Source organism: Acidithrix ferrooxidans, assembly GCF_000949295.1.
In the GTDB taxonomy this organism is placed as follows: Bacteria; Actinomycetota; Acidimicrobiia; order Acidimicrobiales; family Acidimicrobiaceae; genus Acidithrix; species Acidithrix ferrooxidans.
This window is the reverse complement of record NZ_JXYS01000001.1, coordinates 24,164-47,377: the sequence shown is the minus strand read 5'-3', so window position 1 is coordinate 47,377 and position 23,214 is coordinate 24,164. Positions and strand designations below refer to the sequence as shown.

Here is a 23,214-nt window from a genome sequence, read left to right as displayed (position 1 = left end):
ACTCAAAGGAGTGGCTACCCTTTGAGTATCCGACGACGAAGCAGATCCAAACCCGAGATTGTTGAGAACTGTCGAATTCGCTCGCGATCCCCCGGCAGTTTTAGCTCATGGGCAAAAGGAGCTCCATCACCAAGGTCAACCCCAACAAAGACAGTTCCTACGGCATGATCTCCAACGCCCTCCGGTCCCCCAACTCCACTAAAAGCTAAGCCGACGTCACTTTTGATCGCCGATCGAACCCCAATCGCCATCTCTATCACGGCCTGGGCGGTTATCACATCGTCGGCTACTACTCCCAATAGGGTTCGCTTTACCTCGGTGTCATAGCTCACAACACCTCCCCTAAACCACCGCGATGCTCCTGGAACCGCAACGATACGAGATGCCACTAAACCTCCAGTTACAGACTCCGCAACAGCCAAGGTGAGAGATCTCTCTAAAAGTAACTCACCGACAGCGGCCTCCATGGTGGTATCGTCATAGCCAAAGACATGGTCGCCAATGACTTCAAGAACCTTTGCCTCGTATCGGCTTATCACCTGACTTGCCGCCTCTTTGGTATCAGCCCGGGCACTAAGGCGAACCTTTATACCCTCAATGCCGCTGGCCAAAAAGGCCAATGTTATCGGAGCCTTAGTTGAGTCGATCTCTTGAAAAAGCGGATCAAGGCGTTCAGCTAATGCCGACTCTGAGAGACCCCAACATCGAATCACACGAGAGACGATGCTTGCTTTGTCACCTTGGCGCTCCAAAAGATCAGGGATAATAGCACGATCTAACATCTCAGATAGTTCGTATGGAACTCCAGGTGCTGCATAGATTACTTTTCTACCTACAGGTGCTATCAGTCCAGGTGCGGTACCTCGCACTTGAGTTATGGCACTAGCTCCGACAGGGACCATGGCTTGGAGTAGGTTATTCTGAGACATCGTCCGTCCCCTAGACGAAAAGATCGCCTTGATAGACTCAGCAATATCTTCATGCATCTCAAGGGGAACACCCATAACGCCAGCGATAGCCTCCCTGGTTATATCGTCCTGGGTTGGCCCAAGCCCACCACAGACAATAACCGCATCACTTCGAGAAAGGGCGTCACGAAGGACAAGCTTGATACGCTCTAGGTTATCTCCCACCTTGGCTTGAAAGAAACAGTCCAAACCAACATCCGCGAGCCTTTGCGAGATCATAGTTGAATTCGTATCAACAATTTGACCCAACAGCAACTCAGTTCCAACCGCAACGATCTCTACGCGCAACTTTGCTACTTTCTTTAGAAAACAAAAACCTTAGAGACCTAGCCACAAACCAAAAGGCTGATCGCCTTTACATTTGGCAACTCATAGCTCTATTGGATCACAATGAAAAAAAAATGCAAACGACTCCAGATTATCTCTAAAGTGCCCTAGGCGCAGGGTGAGATCCATCGATGAAATAAAAATAACCTGAGACCAATGCTAGAACTGCTGCAATCCAAATCAAAGAGACCGAAAGAGGACCACGCAATCCACCGATTCCTGGAGTGACTATGACAAAGATCGCCAATAGCTGTGCCACAGTCTTAGCCTTGCCCAATGGCCGAGCTGGTACGGATACTCCTCGCCGACCCAGGTGTGCGCGGTAATACGACATAGCAACCTCCCGAACGGCCATCACTGCTATCGGCAACCACCAAGCATATCCCTTAGCAACAATTGCAAAGAAGACGCCAAAGACCAATATCTTGTCTGCCAATGGGTCTAAAAAAGCGCCAGATCGAGTGGTACCTTGACGTCGTGCCAACCATCCGTCAGCACCGTCTGTCACCGAGACAAAGACCCACAGCAGAGCAACTAAAACGGAAGGCCCCTTATGAATAAATAATATTGCTATGACTGGGGTGAATGCGACCCTAACCGCGGTAATGATATTAGCCGGAGTCGCAATTGCGCTAGGTCCAAATGTGTAGCTCGACACCTCTAAACTATCTCCCGCTCTCCTTGTCCGAAACAACCTCAACTGGCTCACCAACAAGGTCTAACCCGATACAATCTAGGATTTTCACCAATTGTAAAGAGCCTACCTTAAGATTTGATGGAACGACGATCAGACCATCAATCTCAGGCGACTCCATATATGAGCGACCAACCCCTTTACTCTGGACCACGACCTCAAGCTGGCGTCCAATATGAGAGCGTCGCCTAAGGGCCGTGATCGCCTCCTGAGCTTGGGATACCTGTGCGAGTCGATCTACTATAACCTCACTTGGGATTTGGCCCTCTAAGGAGTCAGCATAGGTCCCTTGCTCTTTGGAATAGCCAAAAAATCCAACCCAGTCCAGCTGGGCAGCCTCAATAAATTCAAGCAATTCGTCGTGATCATCCTCAGTCTCACCAGGATATCCGATGATAAAATTGCTTCGAAAGACTGCACTTGGGTAAAGCTCGCGAATCCTTCTAATCTTCTCTAAAAACTCAGAACCAGATCCCGGTCGACGCATTTGTCTCAAAAGCGTCTTTGAAACATGTTGTAGAGAAAGATCAAAATAATTTACTCTAGATGAACCTATCAAATCAATAAGCTCAGAGTTCAGCTGACTCGGATAGAGGTACAAAAGGCGAACCCATTCTATCTTATCCATCAACTCCCGAACCAGTTCAACCAACCGAGCGCTGCCGTATAGATCCCTGCCATAACTAGCCAAATCCTGAGCGATAACGATAATCTCTGGAGAAGCTAAAGTCTCAGCCTCCGCTACCAAGTCATCAAAGTCTCGGCTTTGTTGCTTGCCTCGAAAAGATGGAATTGCGCAAAATCCACACTTGCGGTCACAACCCTCAGCTACTTTGAGGTATGAAAAAGGGCTATTGCTAGGACCAATTGGCAGATTCAATAGGTCAAAGGAGCGATCGAGATCCATCGATGGCGCCCCTTTGCGTCTAGTCTTTGAGATCTTAATAGAAGAGCCCTCTATGCCAGAGGTCTCGTGATGCATAAATTCCTCGCCAAAGCCAACTATTAGATCAACCTCTGGAAGAGCGTCAGTCAATTCCTGCCTGTAGCGCTCTGCCATGCAACCGGTCACAACGATCTTGGCCTCTTTTGCCTTATCTTCTAGGGCATCTAAGATCACTGAGATAGATTCCGCCCTCGCAGCCTCTATAAAGGCACAAGTATTTATCACAACCATGGATGCATCCTTGATTGTCTTGGCGCTTTCGTAACCCAAACCTTGAGCTCGAAAGTGCAACTTCTGAGAATCTACCTCATTCTTAGCGCAACCGAGTGTCTCGATCCAGATGCTCTCATTTACCTTCTTTGTCATAAATCGCCCTTAGCTTCGATCGTCGAGATCATCTGGATCGTCAAGATCCTCCAAAAAACAGATTCCCTCGGTATCTATCGCTACGTCAAACACCTCAGCCGCAACATTCGCCGAAGCTAGTTCATCACGGATCGTCGAGATAGAGGTTGCAATGTCATATCGATCGAATAGCCCAATCATTGAACTTCCCGCGCCGGACCAGGTGGCGAGAAGTGCACCGTTATCGCCAAGTATCTCTTTGATGGTAATCGCCCCAGGGAATATAACCTCACGATATGGTTCGTGCAACTTATCCTCTCCAAATTCAAATCGCATCGCCTCAATATTTGCTAGACCGCCCATCAGCAAAGCCATACGCCCTAGATTAAAGACGGCGTCACCAAAGGCAATGGATTTAGGAAGAACTGCTCGAGCATCTTTAGTAGGTATCTCAATCTCTGGAACCACAATAATGACCCCGTACCGGGGATCAATAGGAATGGAGATAGCCTCCCAAGAGTCTCCAACCCTGCTCCCTGCTACCAACCCACCAAAGTAACTAGCCGCTGCGTTCTCACAGTGACCATCAAAATCACTGCCAACTACAAAAGCATCATAGGCTCCACAGGCTCCTGCAACAGCAACAGACAGTGCTGCCGACGAACCTAAACCTCGAGCCAGGGGAATCTGAGAATCAATCTCTATAGAAACATTGCTATGGCCTAGAACTTCTTGAGCAACAACCGCCGCCAAATGGCTTGCATTGTTTGGCACATCAAAACCAAAGCCACTAGAGACTATAGAAAGGCTCTCTGCTTCGTTCACTTCTACCGTTACATAGATCGACAGTGCCAACCCAAGAACATCAAAACCTGGACCCAAATTGGCACTCGAAGCCGGTACCCTTACCTTCATGAAAAATCAACCTCTTGACCTAGGAAACTCAATATGTGGGCCAATCCTTACTTAGTTAATAGCCCATATTTACCTAAAGAGGGCTAGCTGTTGATGAAGATAGGATCGCGATTTGAAAGAAACTGGAAATGATACGATGTCTACTTAGCCATCACATTGAAGAAAATCATAACTGATAATATCTGCCGACCGCCACAACGTCCCCTAAAGTCTTCGCAATCTCCAAGCTATTGTAGGGGCCTTTACGCTACCGTTGACAATGAGATTTACACTAGCGCTCTCCGAACCGATTGTCGCGGTCAAGGTCCCAACCTTGAAGCCACTACCAAAGGAGGAGGGCAAATTCTTCAACGTTTGGACCCTGTATCGAACTGTCAGTCCGGGCCATCCAACCAATGATATTGAGGCGGCGGTAACGACTGAAACCGCGCTCTGTCCCGGGGCCGAGATCGAACCGACAATCGCACCCTGGTTGATAACTTTGATATTCTTGGGAATCTTCCGAAAAGAATCAAGCAATGCTTTTCCTGCAGATAGCGCGGTAGGAAGCGGGGTGTAGCCCTGTTGTCCCAAGATCACCCCAATTACCTGAGGATTCGAACTAACACTTCGAGGCAGGGCGGGGTTCGCTGGAAGTGTAGTGGTTCCAGAAAATACAAAGTTACCACCCGCTGGCGTGGAGCCTGTCTTTACTCCAGTGATATTGTCGTGGCCCACAAGTCCATTCACATTATAGACGACTCCAGCTACCGGTAGAGTAGCCTGGGGCATCGCCACAATCTGAGCCAAGACCGGATTGGCTAGTAGAGCTTGAGCCGCACGAAGTTGATCCGGAGCGGTACCTGCTGTATTGGAATCCAATCCACTCGGATCGACGTACTTCGAATTCTTCATGCCCAACGAGGCAGCCATCTGATTCATCTTCTGAGTAAAGGCACTTATAGAGCCGGCATCCCACTGAGCCAAAAGGCTAGCCACATTATCAGCAGAGGGGATCAAGAGCGCTTCAAGCGCCTGATACTCCGTTAGAACTTCACCAGAAACGACAGCCATCACCGAATCCTGAGCGGCAAGCATGGATTGATAGTTGCTCACATCGCCTGGAGTTACAGTAAGATTGGGCCCCTGGGCGCCCACAGCGAGAGGGTGATCATGGATGATAACCAAGGCTGTGATTATCTTAGCCACCGAAGCCAACCCTATCGGAGTCTTTGTCCCGTGATTTCCAACACTGCCCACTCCTTCCAATCCAACGTCTGCCGCGCCTTGAGATGGCCATGTAAGAGTTGGAGCGGGGCCCGCGATAGCCTGGCTGGAGGAGATCGATGTCGTTAATTTTGGTTGGGGAGGCGTTCTAAGAAGCTGAAACGCCCCTAGGGCACCAACTAAAACCAAGATCACAAGCAGCCCAATTAGTAATCTCTTAGCTCCCCTGGCACGATCTCTTCGATAATAGCCGTAACCTCCGCCTGATGTTTTAGCACGAGGCACCCATGAATCGTTTCTACCCAACTACCGAATCCCATCTAAATTAAAAAAATAAAAAATTCAATTGAAAAGGTCGTCCTACGAACCGCTACAAATTGAACTTCTCCGATGAAATAGGATAATTGAAGTTGGAAGATCTGGTTCATAGCTTTGGAGCCAACTAACCAAAAAGATAGCTAATAGCCATTCTTGAGCTGGTGTAATCATCAAAAGTAATTAACCAGAATCACCCAGGAGCTAACCTATCAGTCGCTGATCTTTGTAACTCTCAAACTCCTCTTTACCCATCAATACCACTCTCGGCTTCGAGCCCTCTAGCGGGCCGACAATACCCCTACGCTCAAGCAAATCCATAAGGCGACCGGCGCGTGAAAACCCGACCCGCAACTTTCTCTGGAGCATTGAGGTGGACCCGAGTTGAGAGCTAACAACTAGCTCCAACGCTGCCATGAACAATTCGTCCTCATCCTCTTTGGAATCGGAACTGTCGCTTGTAGTCTCAACCACTTCGAAGTCACCTACAAAGCTGGTTCTACCCTGTCGAATCCAGGAAGCTACTACCTTGCGAATCTCCTCTTCCGCGACCCACGGAGCTTGAAGCCTCTGGGGGTGAGACGTTGATGCTCCTAGCATCAACATGTCACCCTTACCGATCAATCTTTCAGCTCCTGGTTGGTCCAAGATGACTCTCGAATCCGCCAAGGATGAGACAGAAAAGGCCATACGAGAGGGGATGTTGGCCTTTATCAACCCCGTAATCACATCTACGCTAGGACGTTGAGTGGCAATCACCAGATGGATTCCGACGGCTCTAGCCATCTGAGCAATACGACAGATCGACTCTTCTACGTCCCTAGCGGCTACCATCATTAGATCATTGAGCTCATCAACGACAACAACGATGTAAGGAAGGTGGCGATAGGACTTCTCTTTGATGGAATCGAACAATGGAGATGGACCCAACTCAATCTCGGATGAGGTCTCATTTGCAGCATCAACGAACGGCAAATCCGCTTTATCTTCTTCAGAGGCCTCCCTCTGAAGGTTTTCGACTATCTGGTTGTAACCCACGATATCTCGAGCACCAAGCTCAGATAGGAGATCATAGCGCTGCTCCATCTCCTTGACCGCCCAGGCTAAGGCGTTCGCCGCCTTTTTGGGATTGGTGACCACAGGAGTCAGAAGGTGCGGGACACCATTATATTGACCTAGCTCTACCCTCTTTGGGTCGATCAGAATCATCCGAACTTCATCTGGGGTGGAACGCATCAGGATTGAGGTCAGAATAGAATTCAAACAAGAAGACTTACCAGAACCGGTCGACCCGGCTATCAGAACGTGAGGCATCTCTGCGAGATTCGCCAATGTCGCCTTGCCCGAGATATCTCGACCAATAGCCACAGCTAGAGGGTGCAAATTAGCCGCCGCCTCTGGAGCGCCAAGAACGTCACCCAATGCAACAATTACTCTGCGCTCATTTGGGACTTCCACCCCAATGGCACTCCTACCTGGAATAGGCGCCAATATTCGGACATCGGCCGCCGCCATGGCATAAGCAATATCTTTGTTTAAAGATGTCACACGAGCCACCTTGACGCCCGCACCAAGTTCCAACTCGTAACGAGTTACAGTAGGACCCACAGTCATTCCAACCAGTGAAGTCTCTACCTTATGGGTTGCTAGGGCGTCGCATAAAATACGACCACGCTTCCAAAGTTCATCTTTGTCTAAGGCGCGGACCGCTGAACGACGTAAAATATTACCCGGAGGCAGCTTCCACGCGACAACTCGCTCATCTGCCTTTTCGTCAAAGTCCTGAGCAACCCCATCTTGGCTATCCAGATCCTCATCGGCTGGAGAGGAGTCGAAAGCATCTGCATTTGAGCCCCCAAGTAGCAGCTCTTCATCTAGCTCTTGTGAATCCGACCCCTCGGCCACAGCTTCTAACGGCGGCACCGGTATGTTTATGACCTTTGATTCAGGATTTCCAAGATCCTTGCTTCCCCGATCAGCCCCTAAATAAGCCTCATTCGATAGAGAATCCTCGGCGTAGTCATATACCGGAACCGATGGCATCCTAGATCGAGATCTAGACCTAGTTGGCTTATGCACCAGAGGAGGCGAGCTAGTGTGTGGCTCGTCCAAGGACAAGGGCGCTCCTTGAATCTCTCTGGCGTCGGATCCGTCGTTGAAATGGCGAGCAATACGGTGGCGATAACGCCGAACGATAGCGATTGGGGAATGGCCAAAAAGATCCAAAAGAGAAAAGACAACTACGACAAAGATTAATATACCAGCGCCACCGGGAGAGACCAATGCGGCAATGCCTCGAAAGGTATACCACCCGATAAGGCCGCCTCGCTCCGCTAATGATGGATTGCGATGAGGATGTAGAAGCTCAAAGATCAAAAAGGAGGAAAAGGCCAACAAAGTCACTATTGTAAGTGCCCCGCTAGATAGATACCGACGCTTGAGCGATGGCCTTATATCTAAGACAAGCACCAGTCCATAATATCCGATATAAGCGTAGAACAAGACCCTTCCATAGCCAAAGGCCGCGGCGAAGAGATGATCAAACGAAGTTCCAACTCCACCTAGTACTGAAAAGAGAGAGAGTAGTCCAAAGATAACGCCACCAAGAATGATCAAACCTGCTACATCGGCCTCTGTCCTTCTGGCACGCAAATGAGCAGGACGCCTATTGCTGGTTGATGATCCCTTTGAAGGGACAGTGGCTATGGCTGACGTTCGAGGAGAGGTTGCCCTGCTCTTTGAAGTCGACCCCGAAGATCGCTTTGCTATCGGCTTTGGCTCCTGGATAATACGGCTCGAACTTGCTTTTTTACGGGTTTCACCAGTGCTTTTCAGGGTCTCAACCTCCAATCTGAACAACTAGACGATTCATTCATCTGAAATTACAAGCATCCAAAATTAGAATAACTACATAAGTGTAGTACCGTGCATCACTAAAGGCTAGACCTATCGTAGCGTTGTGCACAATTTGGTACTATAGATCACTTGAACCCGAAAAGTCTAGGAAAAATCCAAAGAAATCAATTTTAATACTCTTGAGATAAACCGAAGATGAAAAGACCTATAGATTTATCCAGCCAACGGAGAGCTAAATCTCTGTCAGAACTGGAATAACCATCGGTCGCATCTTGGTACGCTTCTCGATTAGTTTCGCAGTCGTGGTACGAATATGTCGAGATACCGTATCGTAGTCAGAGCCTGCCTCACCAATCGTGGTGGTAATAGTCGCTCTAATCGCTGCCTTTAGATCCTCAATAAGTTCGGCAATAGAGTCAGGACGATCATTGTCACTATGGGCCCATCCTCGGGTTACGATCTCAGGACCAGTAATTATCGTAGCACTAGCTACATCGACAGAGACCACAACTACTACAACACCCTCTGAGGCGAGGGTCTTTCTATCCCGAAGGACACCTTTGGAGAGGCCATCCACAACCCCATCGACATAAAGATAGCTCGCGGGGACCTTGCCATCTCTGGTCAAGCTCTCGCGATCCAATCGAAGCACATCACCGTCTAGGCAGACAATTATGTTATCCTTTGGCACACCCATCTCATTTGCAAGTCGGGAATGAGAATTCAAATGTCGAAATTCACCATGTACTGGAACAAAAAAACGTGGTTTACAGATCGTCTGCAATAGCCTCAACTCTTGACGCTTGGCATGGCCAGATGTGTGAACCTTGGCTATCCCTGCATGGACCACGTCAGCTCCACGACGGTGAAGTCCATCGATAACCTTGCCAACAGCTGACTCGTTACCGGGGATCACATCAGCGGAGATGATGACAAGGTCATTTTGATTCAATTTAAGAAACTTATTCTCATTGGCCGCCATTAGGGTAAGAGCAGACATCGCCTCGCCCTGACTTCCTGTGGAGATAACACAGATACGATCATCAGGATAGGAATTAACCTTCTCTATATCAGCTAGTGATGCTTCGGGTATATTCAATAGACCAATAGAGCGAGCAAGCGCAATGTTTTTCCCCATAGAACGCCCAAGGGGAAAGATCATTCTGCCTGCCTCCAGAGCTGCATTAGCAATCTGTTGCATTCTGTGGATATGCGAAGCAAAGCAGGTGACCACGATTCTTTTGGTCTTATTGGTCGCAAACAGCTGTCCAAGCACCGGGCCGACCTCTGACTCAGAGTCAGAGTGACCTGACTCCTCTGCGTTGGTCGAATCAGCCAACAGCAGGGCTATGCCCTCAGAACTAGCGATCTGACCAAGACGTGCGAGATCGGGCAGTCGCCCATCCACAGGGGTAAGGTCAATCTTAAAGTCGCCCGAATGAACAATTGTGCCGATCGAAGTTCGTATTGCAAGCGCAAAAGAGTCGGGCACAGAGTGGGTAACCGGGATAAATTCTACAACAAAGCTACCTATATCTCGGACCTCGCGGTCAGAGACGTAGTGCATCCGGGCTTTTGCGCCTAGGCCTGCTTCTTCTATCCTTGAGCTAGCTAGCGAAAGCGCTAGCTGCGAGCCGTAGATATCAAGGCTCATCTCTCGTAAGAGAAATTGAAGTGCACCGATATGATCTTCGTGACCATGGGTTATGACGACCCCAATCACCTTATCTTTATTTTCCAAGAGGTAAGAGAAGTCCGGAAGAATCAAATCCACACCAGGGGTGTCGTGAGTTGGAAACATCAAACCGCAGTCGATGATCAAGATCTCATCACCCATCTCAATCGCTGCGCAGTTGCGACCTATCTCACCTAACCCGCCAAGGAAAACTACCCTGACGTGATCTTGGCTGTTATCAATTTTGCTTGTCAAAAATTCACCTTAATTGAATAGTTTTGGGCGCTTTCCTTCAAATTAGCCAAGACTCGCTTCGCATCTTCTTGAAGGCCGAGAGGGGGTGCTCCCATGGGAAGTCGACACTGACCAACCCTAAAGCCCATTTCGTTCATCATTACCTTTGTTGGCATGGGATTAGGCGCGAAATCGCCTGTCTCAAAGCCATACGATTCAAATAGTGCTGCATTGATCGACATGGCACGGCGATGGTCGCCAGAATTAAAGGCCTCTATCATCGCTGAAAAAAATTCACTCGCCCAATGCGTCGCGACACCAATGGCGCCTATTGCACCTACGGCCATCAAGGGCAACGTCATAGCGTCATCACCTGAATAGACGTCAAAGCCGCTTCCAAGGCCGGCAATCACTGTAGCGGTGGCACTAGGGTCACCCGCTGCATCCTTGAGTCCAACTATGTTGTCACAACTGTTGGCTAACTCAAAGATCGTAGAAGTAGCGATCTTTCGACCGGTGCGAACGGGAATATCGTAGATAATCACAGGTAGATCGGTCGCATTGGCCATCTCTCGGATATGACCGAAGATTCCACTTTGAGGGGGGCGATTGTAATAGGGAGCAACCGCCAAGACACCAGCGATCTTCAGCTTTGTCGCCTGCTTGGTAAGGGAAACAGAGTGCAGGGTGTCATTACTTCCAGAGCCAGCAATTACCGGGATATTCACACTTGAGGAGACTGCATCCCATATAGAGAGCTTCTCGTCATCGGTAAGCGTCGAAGCCTCGCCAGTTGTACCCGAAACAACCAATGCACTGTTGCCGGCAGTTTCTAGATACTTAGCAACTGAAACCGTCGCATCTAAGTCCAACTCGCCATCTTCATCAAAGGCGGTGATCATAGCTGTGACTACTGAACCAAACTGATCTAGCGCTCTTCCCATTCCCTACTCCCCAGCTAACCAATAACGTCAAATACCGACTAGCTCTCTTGTCAAACCAGATCAAATGCAAGTCATTCGAACCAATTGACTATCTCTACCTTAAACCCAAATAATCATCCAAAATCGACTCAATTCCAATGGTCAACCCATCGCGCTCGGAGATCGCTTTAATCGCTAACAGCACCCCTGGCATAAAAGAATTCCGATCATAGGAGTCGTGCCTGATACTCAAGGTCTGGCCCGTAGTCCCAAAGATAACCTCTTGATGTGCGACCATTCCGGCCATTCGCACAGAATGAATAGAGATATTTTTATCGACCCGACTACCTCGTGCTCCATCAAGCTCAGCGGAGGTTACATCTTGAGCAAAACCACCGTTCTTGGCCGAGGCGATTCGACCAGCAGTTACAAGTGCGGTGCCACTCGGTGCATCAGCTTTTCGATTGTGATGAAACTCAATTATCTCGCACGTCTCAAATAACGGAGCGGCCAACTCGGCAAAACGCATCATCAAGACCGCGCCAATCGCAAAGTTCGGAGCGATTAGACAATTTGAATTCGACTTTGAAAAAGCCTCTTTGAGAATCTCAATCTGCCGGCTTGTCAACCCAGTCGTGCCTATCACGATATGAATTGAATTCCTGGCGCAAAAAAGAGCATTCTCGAAAGAAGCTTCCGCTTCGGTAAAGTCAACTGCTACGTCAACCTTATCTGGCTCAAGAGCATCCCGTTCTCCCAAGATACTAAGGCCGGTTCCGAGGATTGACGTCGCTTGCCCTAGATCGATCCCAGCTAAGCGAGGATCTAGGGCGCTACTAAGTTCACAATCATCATCGTTAAGCACAGCCCTACAGACGCTTGCGCCCATCTGACCACCCGCGCCAAACACTGCTACTCGAATCTTATTGATAAGTCAATCCTCCGACCAAAATCCAACGAAATATCAGATACTATCTACGACTGTCACGACGTGGACGGGAACGACGATTTCGGTCACGATCTCGACCACCATCATTGCCGGCGAATGCTCGAGGCTCAGCTTGCTCGGGACCTAGATCACCGTATTCAGCACGCAGTTGATCCTCAAAAGCAGCTTCAAAGGAGACGACCTCAATGTCGTCCTCTTCGTACTTATTTCGCTCTATCCGATCGCCGCCTCTGGGTGTAGCTGGCTCGTGAGCAACGGGGGCTCGATCATGAATGGGACTTTGGCTACCACCGCCAAATCTATCGCCACCATCATCATCGTCGTCGTTGTCATCGTCGTCGTCACGATCTGTCACCAACGAGAGCGAAAGTTTACCATTTGGATCAATGTCATCAACTACAACACGTAGCTCTTGGCCCATGGATAAAACATCCTCAACCCGATCAATTCGACGTCCTCCGCCGATCTTTGAGATATGCAACAGTCCGTCACGACCAGGAAGAATATTTACGAAAGCGCCAAATTTGGCTATGCCAACGACCTTACCCGAGTAATGGCCACCGACTTGCGCTAGAGGTGGATTGATGATCGCAAGAATGCGGTCTCTAGCCTCATTGACGGCTGCCATCTCCTTGGCACCGATGGTGACCATTGCGGTCTCTCCATCTTCATCTAGCGTTATCTCTGTCCCAGTCTCTTGTTGGATTGCGTTTATCACTTTGCCCTTCGGCCCAATGATTTCACCCATCTTGTCAAGTGGAATCTCAAAATTAACGATCTTTGGAGCATTGTGATTGAGCTCAAGCCTTGGAGCCGGAAGGGTTTCTAGGATAACTCGCAAAACCTCTAATCGGGCCGTCTTTGCCTGCGAAAGCGCGCTAGCCAAAACGCTTGCTGGAATGCCGTCGATCTTGGTATCAAGTTGAAGTGCAGTCACAAACTCTGAGGTCCCAGCCACTTTGAAGTCCATGTCACCAAAGGCATCTTCGGCACCCAAAATATCTGTAAGAGTGGTGTATTTGCCATCATGGAGCACTAGGCCCATCGCTATGCCACCAACAGGAGCCTTAATGGGAACACCTGCATCCATCAAAGAAAGAGTCGATCCACAGACTGACGCCATTGAGGTCGAACCATTTGAGGCCAGCGCCTCTGAAACCAAACGTAGCGTGTAAGGAAATTCATCCTCTGGTGGAATAACAGGTAGCAAAGCTCGCTCAGCCAGAAGACCATGACCAATCTCTCGTCGCTTTGGTGCCCGCATGAATCCAACCTCTCCGGTAGAAAAAGGTGGGAAGTTGTAGTGGTGCATATAACGCTTGAAGTCATCGGTGCCAAGCGAATCCAGCATCTGGTTCATCTTTGGCATACCCAAGGTGCAAACATTTAGGACTTGAGTCTCGCCACGCTGAAAGAGCCCCGACCCGTGAGCAGTAGGAATAAGACCTACAGCCGCTGTCAATGGACGGATGGTTGTCGTATCCCGACCATCAATTCGAACGCCATCGTTTACTATTCGCTCGCGAATAACTGTCTTGGTGATAGATCGAATTGCTGCCGAGATCTCTTTCGAAGCATCTGGGAATTCCCCAGCTAGCTCTTCTTGAACACTTATGGCTACACCATCGAGTGCTGCGGCCCTCTCTGCCTTACCGGCAACGACGTTTGCTTGTCGCATTCGATCCATAGCTATGGCAGACACTCGGCTATAGACTTCATCGGAATAGTCAACCACTGGCGTGTATGCCATCGGAACGACGTTTCCAAAGGCCTCTACTAGAGAGTGCTGAAGTGCAATCGACTCACGTATCCAAGTCTTAGCGGCCTCTAATCCCTCAGCAATGACCTCTTCGGTTACCATAGGTGCTCCACCTTGGTAATTCTTCCAAGATGCCGCCGTGCCACCAGCCTCTACCATAATTATTGCAATGTCGCCCGTACTTTCGCCAGAACGCACTTGTCGACCAGCAACAACTAGTTCAAAAGAGGAGTCATCTCCATCTTGATAGGATGGATTTGCAATCCATGAACCATCGCTCGAGTATGCAATCCTAACCGCACCAACTGGTCCATTGAATGGAATTCCAGAGATCATCAAAGCGGCAGATGCAGCGTTTATAAAAAGAACGTCATAAGGACTCTCGGAGTCAGCGCCCAAGACAGTTCCCACGATATGTACGTCGTGACGAAAATCCTTTGGAAAACACGGTCGAATCGGACGATCTGTAAGCCGCGATGCCAATACGGCAAAGTCTGTCGCCTTTCCTTCACGACGGAAGAACGAGCCCGGAATCTTTCCTGCTGCGTACATTCGCTCTTCGACATCGACTGTCAATGGGAAAAAATCGATACCCTCTTTGACTGATTTTGAAGCTACGGCTGTAGCCAAAACCATCGTGTCTCCCAATCGAGCCACGACTGATCCATCTGCAAGCGGCGCTAAGAGGCCTGTTTCAAATGAGATGGTCTTCTCAGTCCCTGATATTTGGGCCTGAACTTTTATAATTTCTTTCATACTTCCTCTGATTTGATACGTCGAACTAATCGCTCATGCGAAGAGTTCGACTCTATAGTTGAGCACCATTTTTATAACTAGGCGGGCCTATACCTAGATAACAAGTCGCACCAGCTTCGCCTTGGCAAATTCGCATTCTCGCAGTTCCCAGTGGACTAGGTCCAAACCCAATTGAAGTTTCAATTCGGGCCCACTCCACTGGCAGCTGCAAGCCTTACACCCTTGACATGGAAATTGCGGCTTATATGGTGCGATTCATTCTGCTACATATTACAAATTAGCCGATTCCAACGCATATATCGCCGAAGATATAGACGTCCTTTCAAATGAAGCTTGACATAGACAAAGAGCCTGGCGAATAAACGCCAGGCCCGAGACGTAAACTTCAAGCTCACACTCTAAAAAATCGACTAACGACGAATTCCTAAACGAGCGATAATACTTCTATAACGCTCCACATCATTGGACTTTACGTAGTCCAAAAGACGTCGCCTTTGACCAATTAGCATCATAAGGCCACGACGCGTATGGTGGTCACCTTTATGCTGCCTTAAGTGCTCGGTTAGATGCGAGATTCTGGAACTAAGAAGTGCTATTTGCACCTCGGGAGATCCAGTATCTGCCTCATTTTTACCAAACTCTGCGATTATCGCCTTTTTGTCAATCATTCCTGCACCTTGCGAAGAGCTTCTAAAAACTTCTGTGAAACACGAATTCATAAGCTTAGTTGCTCAGATGTAATTTGCCTACCTTTGCTTTACCTTTACATCCTCAACGTCAAGTTCAATCTGATCGACTAACTCCTTTGAATTGGAGAAAGTCTTCTGTGGCCTCAAAAAGTGAGTAAATCCCACTTGGATCTCCCGCCCATAGAGATCACCATCAAAGTCCAAAAGAAACGCCTCAATCAATCGATTACCCTCTTTGGGGTAGTAAGTAGGACGAGTTCCTACAGATACTGCAGCCATGTAACGACTCTGCTGATACTGAACCCACCCGGCGTAAACACCATCCACTGGCAGAACTCTATTATCCTGATAGGAGACGTTCGCCGTTGGATAGCCCAACTCTGAACCACCTCTACCATCGCCCGACGTGACTAAACCAACTATGTAGAAGTCTCTGCCCAAAAGGCGATGCGCCAATTCGACACTACCGAGCGAGATCAACCTTCGAATCAACGTAGAGGAGACCACCACCTCTCCTTCATCTTGTAGCTCCGGAAGAACCTTTCCAACCGATGCGGCGATCTCACCTACCAATTTGACCAATAGATCAGATTCAACTACAAAACCACAGTCTCCAGCCATCTCTTGGAGCAGGTCCACATTACCGGCTCGTTTCGAACCAAATCGGAAATCCGGGCCAACTATCACAACCTTCGCGCCCAGATCTCCAACCAACGTCCCCTTTACAAAATCTGACGCCAATTCTTGGGATCTGGCTAGGTCAAACTCAACCAGGTAGCAATAGTCCACTCCCAACTCTTCAAACAGCGCTAGCCGCTCCTCAAAAGAGTTGATCAAAGCTGGTGCAGTTCCACCTCTGACTATGGTTGCTGGGTGAGGATTAAAGGTTATTGCTACACTGGGAATTCCCAAGGCGTCACCTCGCCGCTTAGCATGTTCCAAAAGATTGCGATGGCCAAGGTGAACACCATCAAAGGTTCCAATGGTTACAACCGACGCCGCTAACGGCGTCTGCGTGGCTGGGGTCAAAAGTTTCATATCTCTCCAACAATCGATTCCTTGCCGTCATTGCAACTTCTCTAATCGCATCGACTACCGAGAATTATCACTATCTCTATCTATGAATGATAGCCCTACGAAGTCGGCCACCGGAAACTCATTTTGCCAACGTTGGATCGCAAGGCTCACTTTGAATGTTCGCTCACCTCATACTTAGCCCACGCACAAAAAGCTCGACTTCAAAACAATCTCTTCGACTTTTCCTAAGGAAACGGCCGTCTCGTTCCGATAAATGCCCATAGACAATGGAATGTGTATCCTAGGCCCCTCGATTGACGTAAAGAGATAGAAAATTTTATCTCAATGAGGCGGCACGCAACTGGAAGTTAAGTGAGGATCGAATGGCTACAGCTACCAAGAAAGCCGAAGAAAGCTCGGCTAAAGAAGAAAAGAAGGGGTCAAAAAAGAAGCTCATTTTGATCATACTGCTGGTAGTTTTAGCAGCTGGAGGAGGGGGCTTTGGCGCATTGACCTTTCTTGGATCATCAAAACCGCATAAGGCTGCCTTTGTACCTCCCAAAGTTGGACCGATCTATGGCTTTGGTACCATCACAACAAATCTCTCAGATGGTCATTTGATACAGCTAGGGATGAGCCTCCAATTGGGAGTCAAAGACCTGACAACAGCGATCACCCCATTGAATAAGGATATGACCGACGTCGTAATTACTGATCTTTCGGGTTGGACCTACGCCCAGCTTCTGTCGCCCATAGCCAAACTCACCTTAAAGAAACAGCTAATTCTTGATCTAAATAAGATCGTAAAGGTAGCAACCGGTAAAAACGAAATCACCGACATCTATTTCACATCATTCATAATGCAATAGTCGCCATTGTCACCAATAGGCGTTGGAGCAATTTGCCCGATAGGCTAGTTATGGATAATCTTTTAGAAACCCTCATCTAACATATCTAAAACGTTAAAACACCCGCTAGCCCAACACAACATCAATGAAGACAAATTAGATAGATACGGCTGATACCCGGAGCAATCATAAATTGAACAGTCACTAGGAGCCTAAACAGTTCACCAAATCCCAACAGGTCCTAGCAAAAACATCGCCGTGAGCGAAAAAGCCACTGCGTCTAATCCAGCCTACCATTTGATATACGATCGAAAACCAAGGCCCAGCCCAAACACAGAGCAAATTGAACATACGAGAGCTTGATACCATCCAGCTAAAATCGTAAACAAAAAGAGCATCTAAGCCGAGAAACCCCCGCTCAATAACGCCAAACAGGGTCCTTAGATATCGGGTTAGCCACATCATCAATATCTGATCCCAGGTACACAGACATGTTCTTTAGCAATCAAATCATCCCAAAAAATCTAAGGATATAAGCCAAAGACCAATAGCCTCCCTTGACAAAAGTCCTTAGAGACTCGGAGCCATAAAAACGATCTTTGGAATCAACATATCCCCACTGACCCCATAGATCCCGATCAGATTATCGAACGTTACCTCGCCATCACCCAAAGATCTATCATCGGACAAAAGCGCAACTAACGAATCAGAGCCACCTTCACCAAAATTACGTCCGCCACTAAGGGGAATTGGACCACCGTGACAGGCGCGCTGGAGTAGACCTGGCTCTATAAACATAGTGTCAAAAGAGGAAAGCACCTTAGAGAAAGGAAGAAATGAGTCCCTCGACAAAGAATCGATCTCCACACAATCATCTATGGAATACCCATCGGAGGAGGTACGTCGCAAAGAAGTCAAATGGCCATAGGTCCCTAACCTTTGGGCGATTGTCTCACCCAAGGTACGCACATATGTTCCACGCGAGCAGACAACGTCCACTGCCAGAATCGACGGATCGGGTGTCAATTGGATAGAAAGTTCCACTATCTCAACCTCTACGGCTGCGAGTTCGACGGCCCGATTTTCACGAGCAAGGACGTGACTGGGGACCCCAGCTACCTTTTTAGCGGAAAAAGCTGGAGGCGTCTGCATTTGGTGACCGAGCAAGGACAGTGCCACAGCGTCTAATTGCCCTTGTGTAAGAATAGGCACTGGTGCGCTCAAAATAACTTCACCAGTATGGTCAGCCGTATCTGTCGCTGACCCTAAAGTCAAACTAGCACTATAAGCCTTAGTTGAAGAGTGGATATGTGGGATCAGCTTGGTCGCCTGTCCGACACAAACTACTTGGACCCCGCTCGCAAAGGGGTCCAATGTACCCATGTGCCCAGCCCTGCTGTTTCCAGCTACGCGTCGCACAACAGAGAGGGCCCCATTTGAAGTTATCCCTATTGGCTTATCTAGAACGACAACACCGAAGGGTAAACCACCAGGATAGACTTTACGTCTGGCCAATCGTCAAACCACCAGGCAATTCATTCATCGCCGCCAGGCATATCCATCACATTTGGAGGGATAACCTTACGAAGAATCGACTCTATGGCAAGACCGGAGGCAATCGCTGGGTCAGCCTCAAAGAACAACAAAGGAGTACTTCTCATACGAACCCCATTTGCAATCTCGCGTTGAAGCTTCACCCTATTGGTGCTCAACCAATCTTCAAGACGCGGCGAAAGGTGATCAAAATAGACCTTGGCTCTGCGCAAATCTGGGTCGACAACCACGGCCGTAACCGTAGCTATCGACTCGGAATCGATCGGTTCATAGTGTTTCTCCATGGCAAAAGCCAAAACTCTCTGAACCTCATTCGAGACCCTATCCATTCTCGGGAAAGAACCCCGCTTGGTCATCTGTCGATTAGCCATCTAAATTACCTCAAAGCACTCTAGCGTCAAAGAGCTCGAGGAATCTCGCGATCCTCGAAGGTCTCTATTATGTCGCCAGATCGCAGGTCTTGAAAGTCACTAAGCCCAATTCCACACTCAAATCCAGAGGCAACTTCGCGAACATCGTCCTTGAAGCGACGCAAAGAGGTAATCGAGCCCTTCCAGATAACTACGCCATCTCGAAGGAAGCGAACCTTGGAACCACGTGTAATGGAACCATTTTGTACGTAACAGCCAGCAACAGCTCCAACCTTTGGCACTCTAAAGATATCGCGCACCTCGGCCTCACCCGTAACTACCTCTTCATACTCAGGAGCAAGCATACCGACCATGGCCGCTTCAATATCCTCGAGCATCTTATAGATAATCTCATAGGTTCTAATCTCAACGTGCTGTGCCTCGGCGGCCTCTCGACCACGACGATCGGGACGGACGTTAAAGCCGATGATCAATGCATTCGAGGCGGCCCCAAGGGAAACATCATTCTCATTGATTCCACCAACTGCTCGGCGTACGATACTCAACTTCACCTCAGGTCGTTCGAGCTTTCGAAGACTTTCAGTAACTGCCTCCAGCGAACCCTGCACGTCAGCTTTGATAATCACATTAAGAGTCGCAGTTTCCCCACGCTTAATCTGCTCAAAGAGATCTTCCAGTTTTGCACCCGGTGCCGCTCCACTTTGAGCACTCAGACCAGCAAGACGAATCCGCTGTTCGCGCATGGAACCGATCTGTCGAGCAACGCTAAGCTCAGCCGTCTCTCTAAATTCATCTCCAGCACTTGGAACCTCAGAAAATCCTAAAACTTGAACTGGAGTAGATGGCTCAGCCTCGTGAACTGGATTACCAGCCTCATCTATGAGAGCCTTGACCCTACCAAAGGCTGGCCCTGCCACCAAGTTAGAACCAACTCTCAGAACACCTTGCTTCACTATAACCGTCGCCACTGGGCCACGTCCAGGATCCAAATTGGCCTCCAAGACAACACCCTTGGCGCGGCCGACCTTGGTGGAGGTCAACTCCAACACCTCGGCCAACACAACCAGCTGTTCCAAAAGATCATCGACACCCAAATTCTGGAGAGCCGAAAGCTCAACCATTATAGTGTCGCCGCCCCATGCCTCAGGGACTAAACCATATTCAGAGAGCTGTTGCATAACACGATTCGGATCAGCGTCTGCACGATCGATCTTATTTATTGCAACTACTATCGGCACGTGAGCAGCCTTAGCATGGTCAATCGCCTCGATCGTCTGGGGCATCACCCCATCATCAGCAGCTACGACCAAAACCACGATATCGGTGACACCCGCACCTCGAGCACGCATAGCCGTAAAGGCTTCGTGGCCAGGTGTATCGATAAAGGTAACGAACTTGTTGTCGACTTGTGCCCTATAAGCACCAATGTGCTGTGTAATTCCACCGGCCTCTTTGGCAACGACGTTGGTCTCTCTAATTCGATCAAGCAGCTTTGTCTTACCATGATCAACATGGCCCATAACCGTCACAACCGGAGCACGCCACTCAGCTTCACCCTGTGGAACGATATCGTCGTCGGAGAAGTATTTGGCATAAAGCTCAGCCTCTTGTTCTTGTCCGGGGTCAACCAACTTAACCTTCGCGCCCAATTCAGCGGCGAAAAGCTCAATCGCATCATCTGAAAGCGTCTGGGTTGCAGTTACTGGTTCGCCCTGCAAAAGTAGGAATCGAACCACATCTCCAGCAGATCGATTGAACTTTGGCCCTACCTCTTGAGCCGATGATCCTCTTTCAATAATTATCTCGCCATCAGGCACTGGTGCATTGGATGGTATATAGGACGTAACCTGAGTTGGCTCCAGCTCTTCCATATTCTTTCTACTGCGGCGCTTAGCGGCACGCTGTAGTGGTCGTCCTCGAGATCCAGCTGGCGACTTTCCACCAAAAGCTCCGCCCGGAGATGGGGTTGGAGTTCTAGAACCCGGAAATCCTCCACCAGTTCGAGGAGCAAAACCCGTTGAGGGACCACTCCTTGGGAAACCACCACCGCCACCTTGGCCCGCGCCACCCGGACGAGGTCCACGATCGGCGAAGTTGCCTTGGCCGCCACCGGGACGAGGTCCACGATCGGCGAAGTTACCTTGGCCGCCACCGGGACGAGGTCCACGATCGGCGAAGTTACCTTGGCCCGCGCCACGATCTGGGCGATCACCAAAATTACCTTGACGTCCGCCTTCAGAATTACGATCAAATCCACCACCGGGACGAGGTCCTCTATTAAAGCCAGGACGATCGCCTTGTCTTGGATTTGGGGAATCGTTCTGATACCGCCCTCCTGATCCTTGACGGTTAGAGCCCATCCCTGGAGGTGGCGGAATTGGCTTTCCCGAAAGCGACAAGGGTACCCTGGGACGCGGAGGGGGAGCCACGCTTCCACCTTTTGCACCTGGTTCTAGACTAGGGGCTGAATTGGCCTCCACGTCATTACGAACCACAGGTGGCCTGGTATCTCGATTTGGCCCCATTGACGATCGTTGACCATGTGATTCGGTAGACCTGAATACGCGACCGCGTGAATCACGAGCCTTTGGAGCAAGATTTTCCGATGAGCTACTTTTGTTCTCAGGCTTGTTCTCGGCCTCGGGAGCCGGTTGCACCTTTTGCACAGTGGCATCGGCATCGCTCTTTACGACAACCGTGCCCCTATCTAAATCTGGAGTAATGACTACTTTTTCCTCTTGTTTGGCTGGAGCCTCGGGTGATTTTACCACCTTTTGTTCGTGCTCATTATTCTTCGAAGATGCTAATTGTGATGGAGCAACATCAACCCTAGCGACAGGCTCTGATGGCAGAACCTCACTAACCGTGCCACTTACCGCTTTAAAGTTATCTTTAGCCGCTCGATCACTCTTGTCCGTGCCAGCCTCAGAGTCCCTAGGGGCATCCGCCCCGCGACGGTGGCTCTGCTTTGAATGGCCGGAATCTAAATGCCTACTGGTATCAGGCTCAGTTAGGGGCTCTGTCTTGGCTTGTACTTGTGCCTCGGGTTTAGCTTCAATTACTGGCGGTGCCTTGGATTCGCTCTGTGGCTCACCTAGAGGCTGCGCCTTGACTTGTATTCGTGGCTCGGCTGCGGGAGGTTCTATCGGCGCTGAAGCTTTACTAGCTATCGGATCCGCCGGCAAAACGTTAACGGCAGCATCGCCAGCCGCCACGGTAGTCTTTGTATCGCCGTGTGAGTGCTCTCCACCACCGGCCCTCTCATAGCGTCCAGCGCCTTCTCGAACTACCTTACGCCTAGCCCGATCAGCTTGAGCATCTTCTATGCTCGACGATGGACTCTTAATACCCATGCCAAGATCGTTGCATAGGTCAAATGCGCCCTTGTTTGAAAGCCCTAGTTCTTTGGCTAGGTCATAGACCCGTATCCGTTTTGCCAACTGCTACTTCAGTCCTCTCCTAAAACACTCATTCAAATTGAGAAATTATCGTCCAAATCAATACTGGACGAACATAGAATAACGACACGCAGACAAAACGGCCGCCTTCCAATGCTACACGGTTTTTTACGTTCACCCAATAAACGTGCGATATCGTCCGATTAGCACGTAACCACTTCGGTTACCTTGATACCTCTTTTAGACAAAGCATACATAATCCTAGTCGGATCCAAGCAAGTGCTAGCATCTGCATGCACCCAGTATCCCCGACCACAATCAATCTCCGTCGATTGGGCGCGATTCTCCGAGATTCGAAGTCTAATCAACTTCGACTTCGAATCTCTTGTTCGACACACAATACAACTTCGCAAAAAGCGACTCTTTGACACCGGTAGTTCTTTCGTTACAACCAATGAATGGCCCTCCG

General features: G+C 49.2%; 18 protein-coding genes. 2 read left to right on the top strand and 16 right to left on the bottom strand.

Translation table 11 applies throughout. From position 1 onward, the window contains the following. Positions 1–14: 14 nt before the first annotated feature. The 6 genes from AXFE_RS00170 to AXFE_RS00145 all read right to left on the bottom strand — a co-directional run bounded on the left by AXFE_RS00170 (position 15) and on the right by AXFE_RS00145 (position 8,368). Positions 15–1,256 (bottom strand): competence/damage-inducible protein A, encoded by a 1,242-nt coding sequence (locus AXFE_RS00170; RefSeq protein WP_052603878.1) that lies wholly within the window; start codon positions 1,254–1,256, stop codon positions 15–17. 136 nt (positions 1,257–1,392) lie between these two features. After that, the gene (locus tag AXFE_RS00165) at positions 1,393–1,953 is read right to left on the bottom strand and encodes a CDP-alcohol phosphatidyltransferase family protein (protein WP_052603877.1); all 561 of its coding nucleotides are present in this window, start codon (positions 1,951–1,953) and stop codon (positions 1,393–1,395) included. A gap of 7 nt (positions 1,954–1,960) precedes the next feature. Beyond that, positions 1,961–3,301: a 30S ribosomal protein S12 methylthiotransferase RimO gene (rimO, locus tag AXFE_RS00160; RefSeq protein WP_052603876.1), complete on the bottom strand. Its 1,341-nt coding sequence runs from the start codon at positions 3,299–3,301 to the stop codon at positions 1,961–1,963. Positions 3,302–3,310: 9 nt separating this feature from the next. Next, positions 3,311–4,195: a homoserine kinase gene (gene thrB, locus AXFE_RS00155; protein ID WP_052603875.1), complete on the bottom strand. Its 885-nt coding sequence runs from the start codon at positions 4,193–4,195 to the stop codon at positions 3,311–3,313. Positions 4,196–4,399: 204 nt separating this feature from the next. Next, on the bottom strand, positions 4,400–5,686 hold the full coding sequence (locus tag AXFE_RS00150) for a D-alanyl-D-alanine carboxypeptidase family protein (RefSeq protein WP_160291669.1): 1,287 nt from the start codon (positions 5,684–5,686) through the stop codon (positions 4,400–4,402). Between the two features lie 234 nt (positions 5,687–5,920). After that, a complete protein-coding gene (locus tag AXFE_RS00145; protein WP_052603873.1) occupies positions 5,921–8,368 on the bottom strand; it encodes an FtsK/SpoIIIE family DNA translocase in 2,448 nt (815 codons plus the stop codon). Between the two features lie 52 nt (positions 8,369–8,420). On the opposite strand from AXFE_RS00145, the gene AXFE_RS00140 reads away from it, so the two are divergent. Further along, positions 8,421–8,579 (top strand): hypothetical protein, encoded by a 159-nt coding sequence (locus tag AXFE_RS00140; RefSeq protein WP_235347485.1) that lies wholly within the window; start codon positions 8,421–8,423, stop codon positions 8,577–8,579. A gap of 225 nt (positions 8,580–8,804) precedes the next feature. Here the strand turns inward: AXFE_RS00140 and AXFE_RS00135 are convergent, their stop codons facing one another. The 6 genes from AXFE_RS00135 to AXFE_RS00110 all read right to left on the bottom strand — a co-directional run bounded on the left by AXFE_RS00135 (position 8,805) and on the right by AXFE_RS00110 (position 16,595). Next, positions 8,805–10,502, bottom strand: a complete 1,698-nt coding sequence (locus tag AXFE_RS00135) for a ribonuclease J (RefSeq protein WP_052603871.1) — start codon at positions 10,500–10,502, stop codon at positions 8,805–8,807. After that, complete coding sequence (gene dapA, locus AXFE_RS00130) at positions 10,499–11,425, bottom strand: 4-hydroxy-tetrahydrodipicolinate synthase (protein WP_052603870.1); 927 nt, start codon at positions 11,423–11,425, stop codon at positions 10,499–10,501. Before dapA ends, AXFE_RS00135 begins: the two co-directional genes overlap by 4 nt. Positions 11,426–11,519: 94 nt before the next feature. Then, entirely contained in the window at positions 11,520–12,326 is an 807-nt protein-coding gene (dapB, locus tag AXFE_RS00125; RefSeq protein WP_082058341.1) for a 4-hydroxy-tetrahydrodipicolinate reductase, read from the bottom strand. Positions 12,327–12,375: 49 nt separating this feature from the next. Continuing rightward, complete coding sequence (locus AXFE_RS00120) at positions 12,376–14,868, bottom strand: polyribonucleotide nucleotidyltransferase (RefSeq protein WP_052603869.1); 2,493 nt, start codon at positions 14,866–14,868, stop codon at positions 12,376–12,378. A 410-nt stretch (positions 14,869–15,278) separates the two neighbouring features. Further along, complete coding sequence (gene rpsO, locus AXFE_RS00115; protein WP_052603868.1) at positions 15,279–15,536, bottom strand: 30S ribosomal protein S15; 258 nt, start codon at positions 15,534–15,536, stop codon at positions 15,279–15,281. A 78-nt stretch (positions 15,537–15,614) separates the two neighbouring features. Further along, a complete protein-coding gene (locus AXFE_RS00110) occupies positions 15,615–16,595 on the bottom strand; it encodes a bifunctional riboflavin kinase/FAD synthetase (protein ID WP_052603867.1) in 981 nt (326 codons plus the stop codon). Between the two features lie 362 nt (positions 16,596–16,957). Here AXFE_RS00110 and AXFE_RS00105 point away from each other — a divergent pair, with 362 nt between their 5' ends. Further along, positions 16,958–17,443, top strand: coding sequence for a flagellar basal body-associated FliL family protein (locus AXFE_RS00105; protein ID WP_052603866.1), 486 nt, complete (start codon positions 16,958–16,960; stop codon positions 17,441–17,443). Positions 17,444–17,992: 549 nt separating this feature from the next. Here AXFE_RS00105 and truB read toward each other — a convergent pair. The 4 genes from truB to AXFE_RS21215 form a co-directional block, all read right to left on the bottom strand. Continuing rightward, positions 17,993–18,937 carry a tRNA pseudouridine(55) synthase TruB gene (gene truB, locus AXFE_RS00100; protein ID WP_052603865.1) on the bottom strand — a complete coding sequence of 315 codons (945 nt, stop codon included), beginning with the start codon at positions 18,935–18,937 and terminating at the stop codon, positions 17,993–17,995. A gap of 20 nt (positions 18,938–18,957) precedes the next feature. Then, positions 18,958–19,347: a ribosome-binding factor A gene (locus tag AXFE_RS00095; protein WP_052603864.1), complete on the bottom strand. Its 390-nt coding sequence runs from the start codon at positions 19,345–19,347 to the stop codon at positions 18,958–18,960. A gap of 26 nt (positions 19,348–19,373) precedes the next feature. Continuing rightward, positions 19,374–22,787 carry a translation initiation factor IF-2 gene (gene infB, locus AXFE_RS00090; RefSeq protein ID WP_052603863.1) on the bottom strand — a complete coding sequence of 1,138 codons (3,414 nt, stop codon included), beginning with the start codon at positions 22,785–22,787 and terminating at the stop codon, positions 19,374–19,376. 161 nt (positions 22,788–22,948) lie between these two features. Then, positions 22,949–23,143 carry a hypothetical protein gene (locus AXFE_RS21215; protein WP_160291668.1) on the bottom strand — a complete coding sequence of 65 codons (195 nt, stop codon included), beginning with the start codon at positions 23,141–23,143 and terminating at the stop codon, positions 22,949–22,951. Positions 23,144–23,214 lie beyond the last annotated feature (71 nt).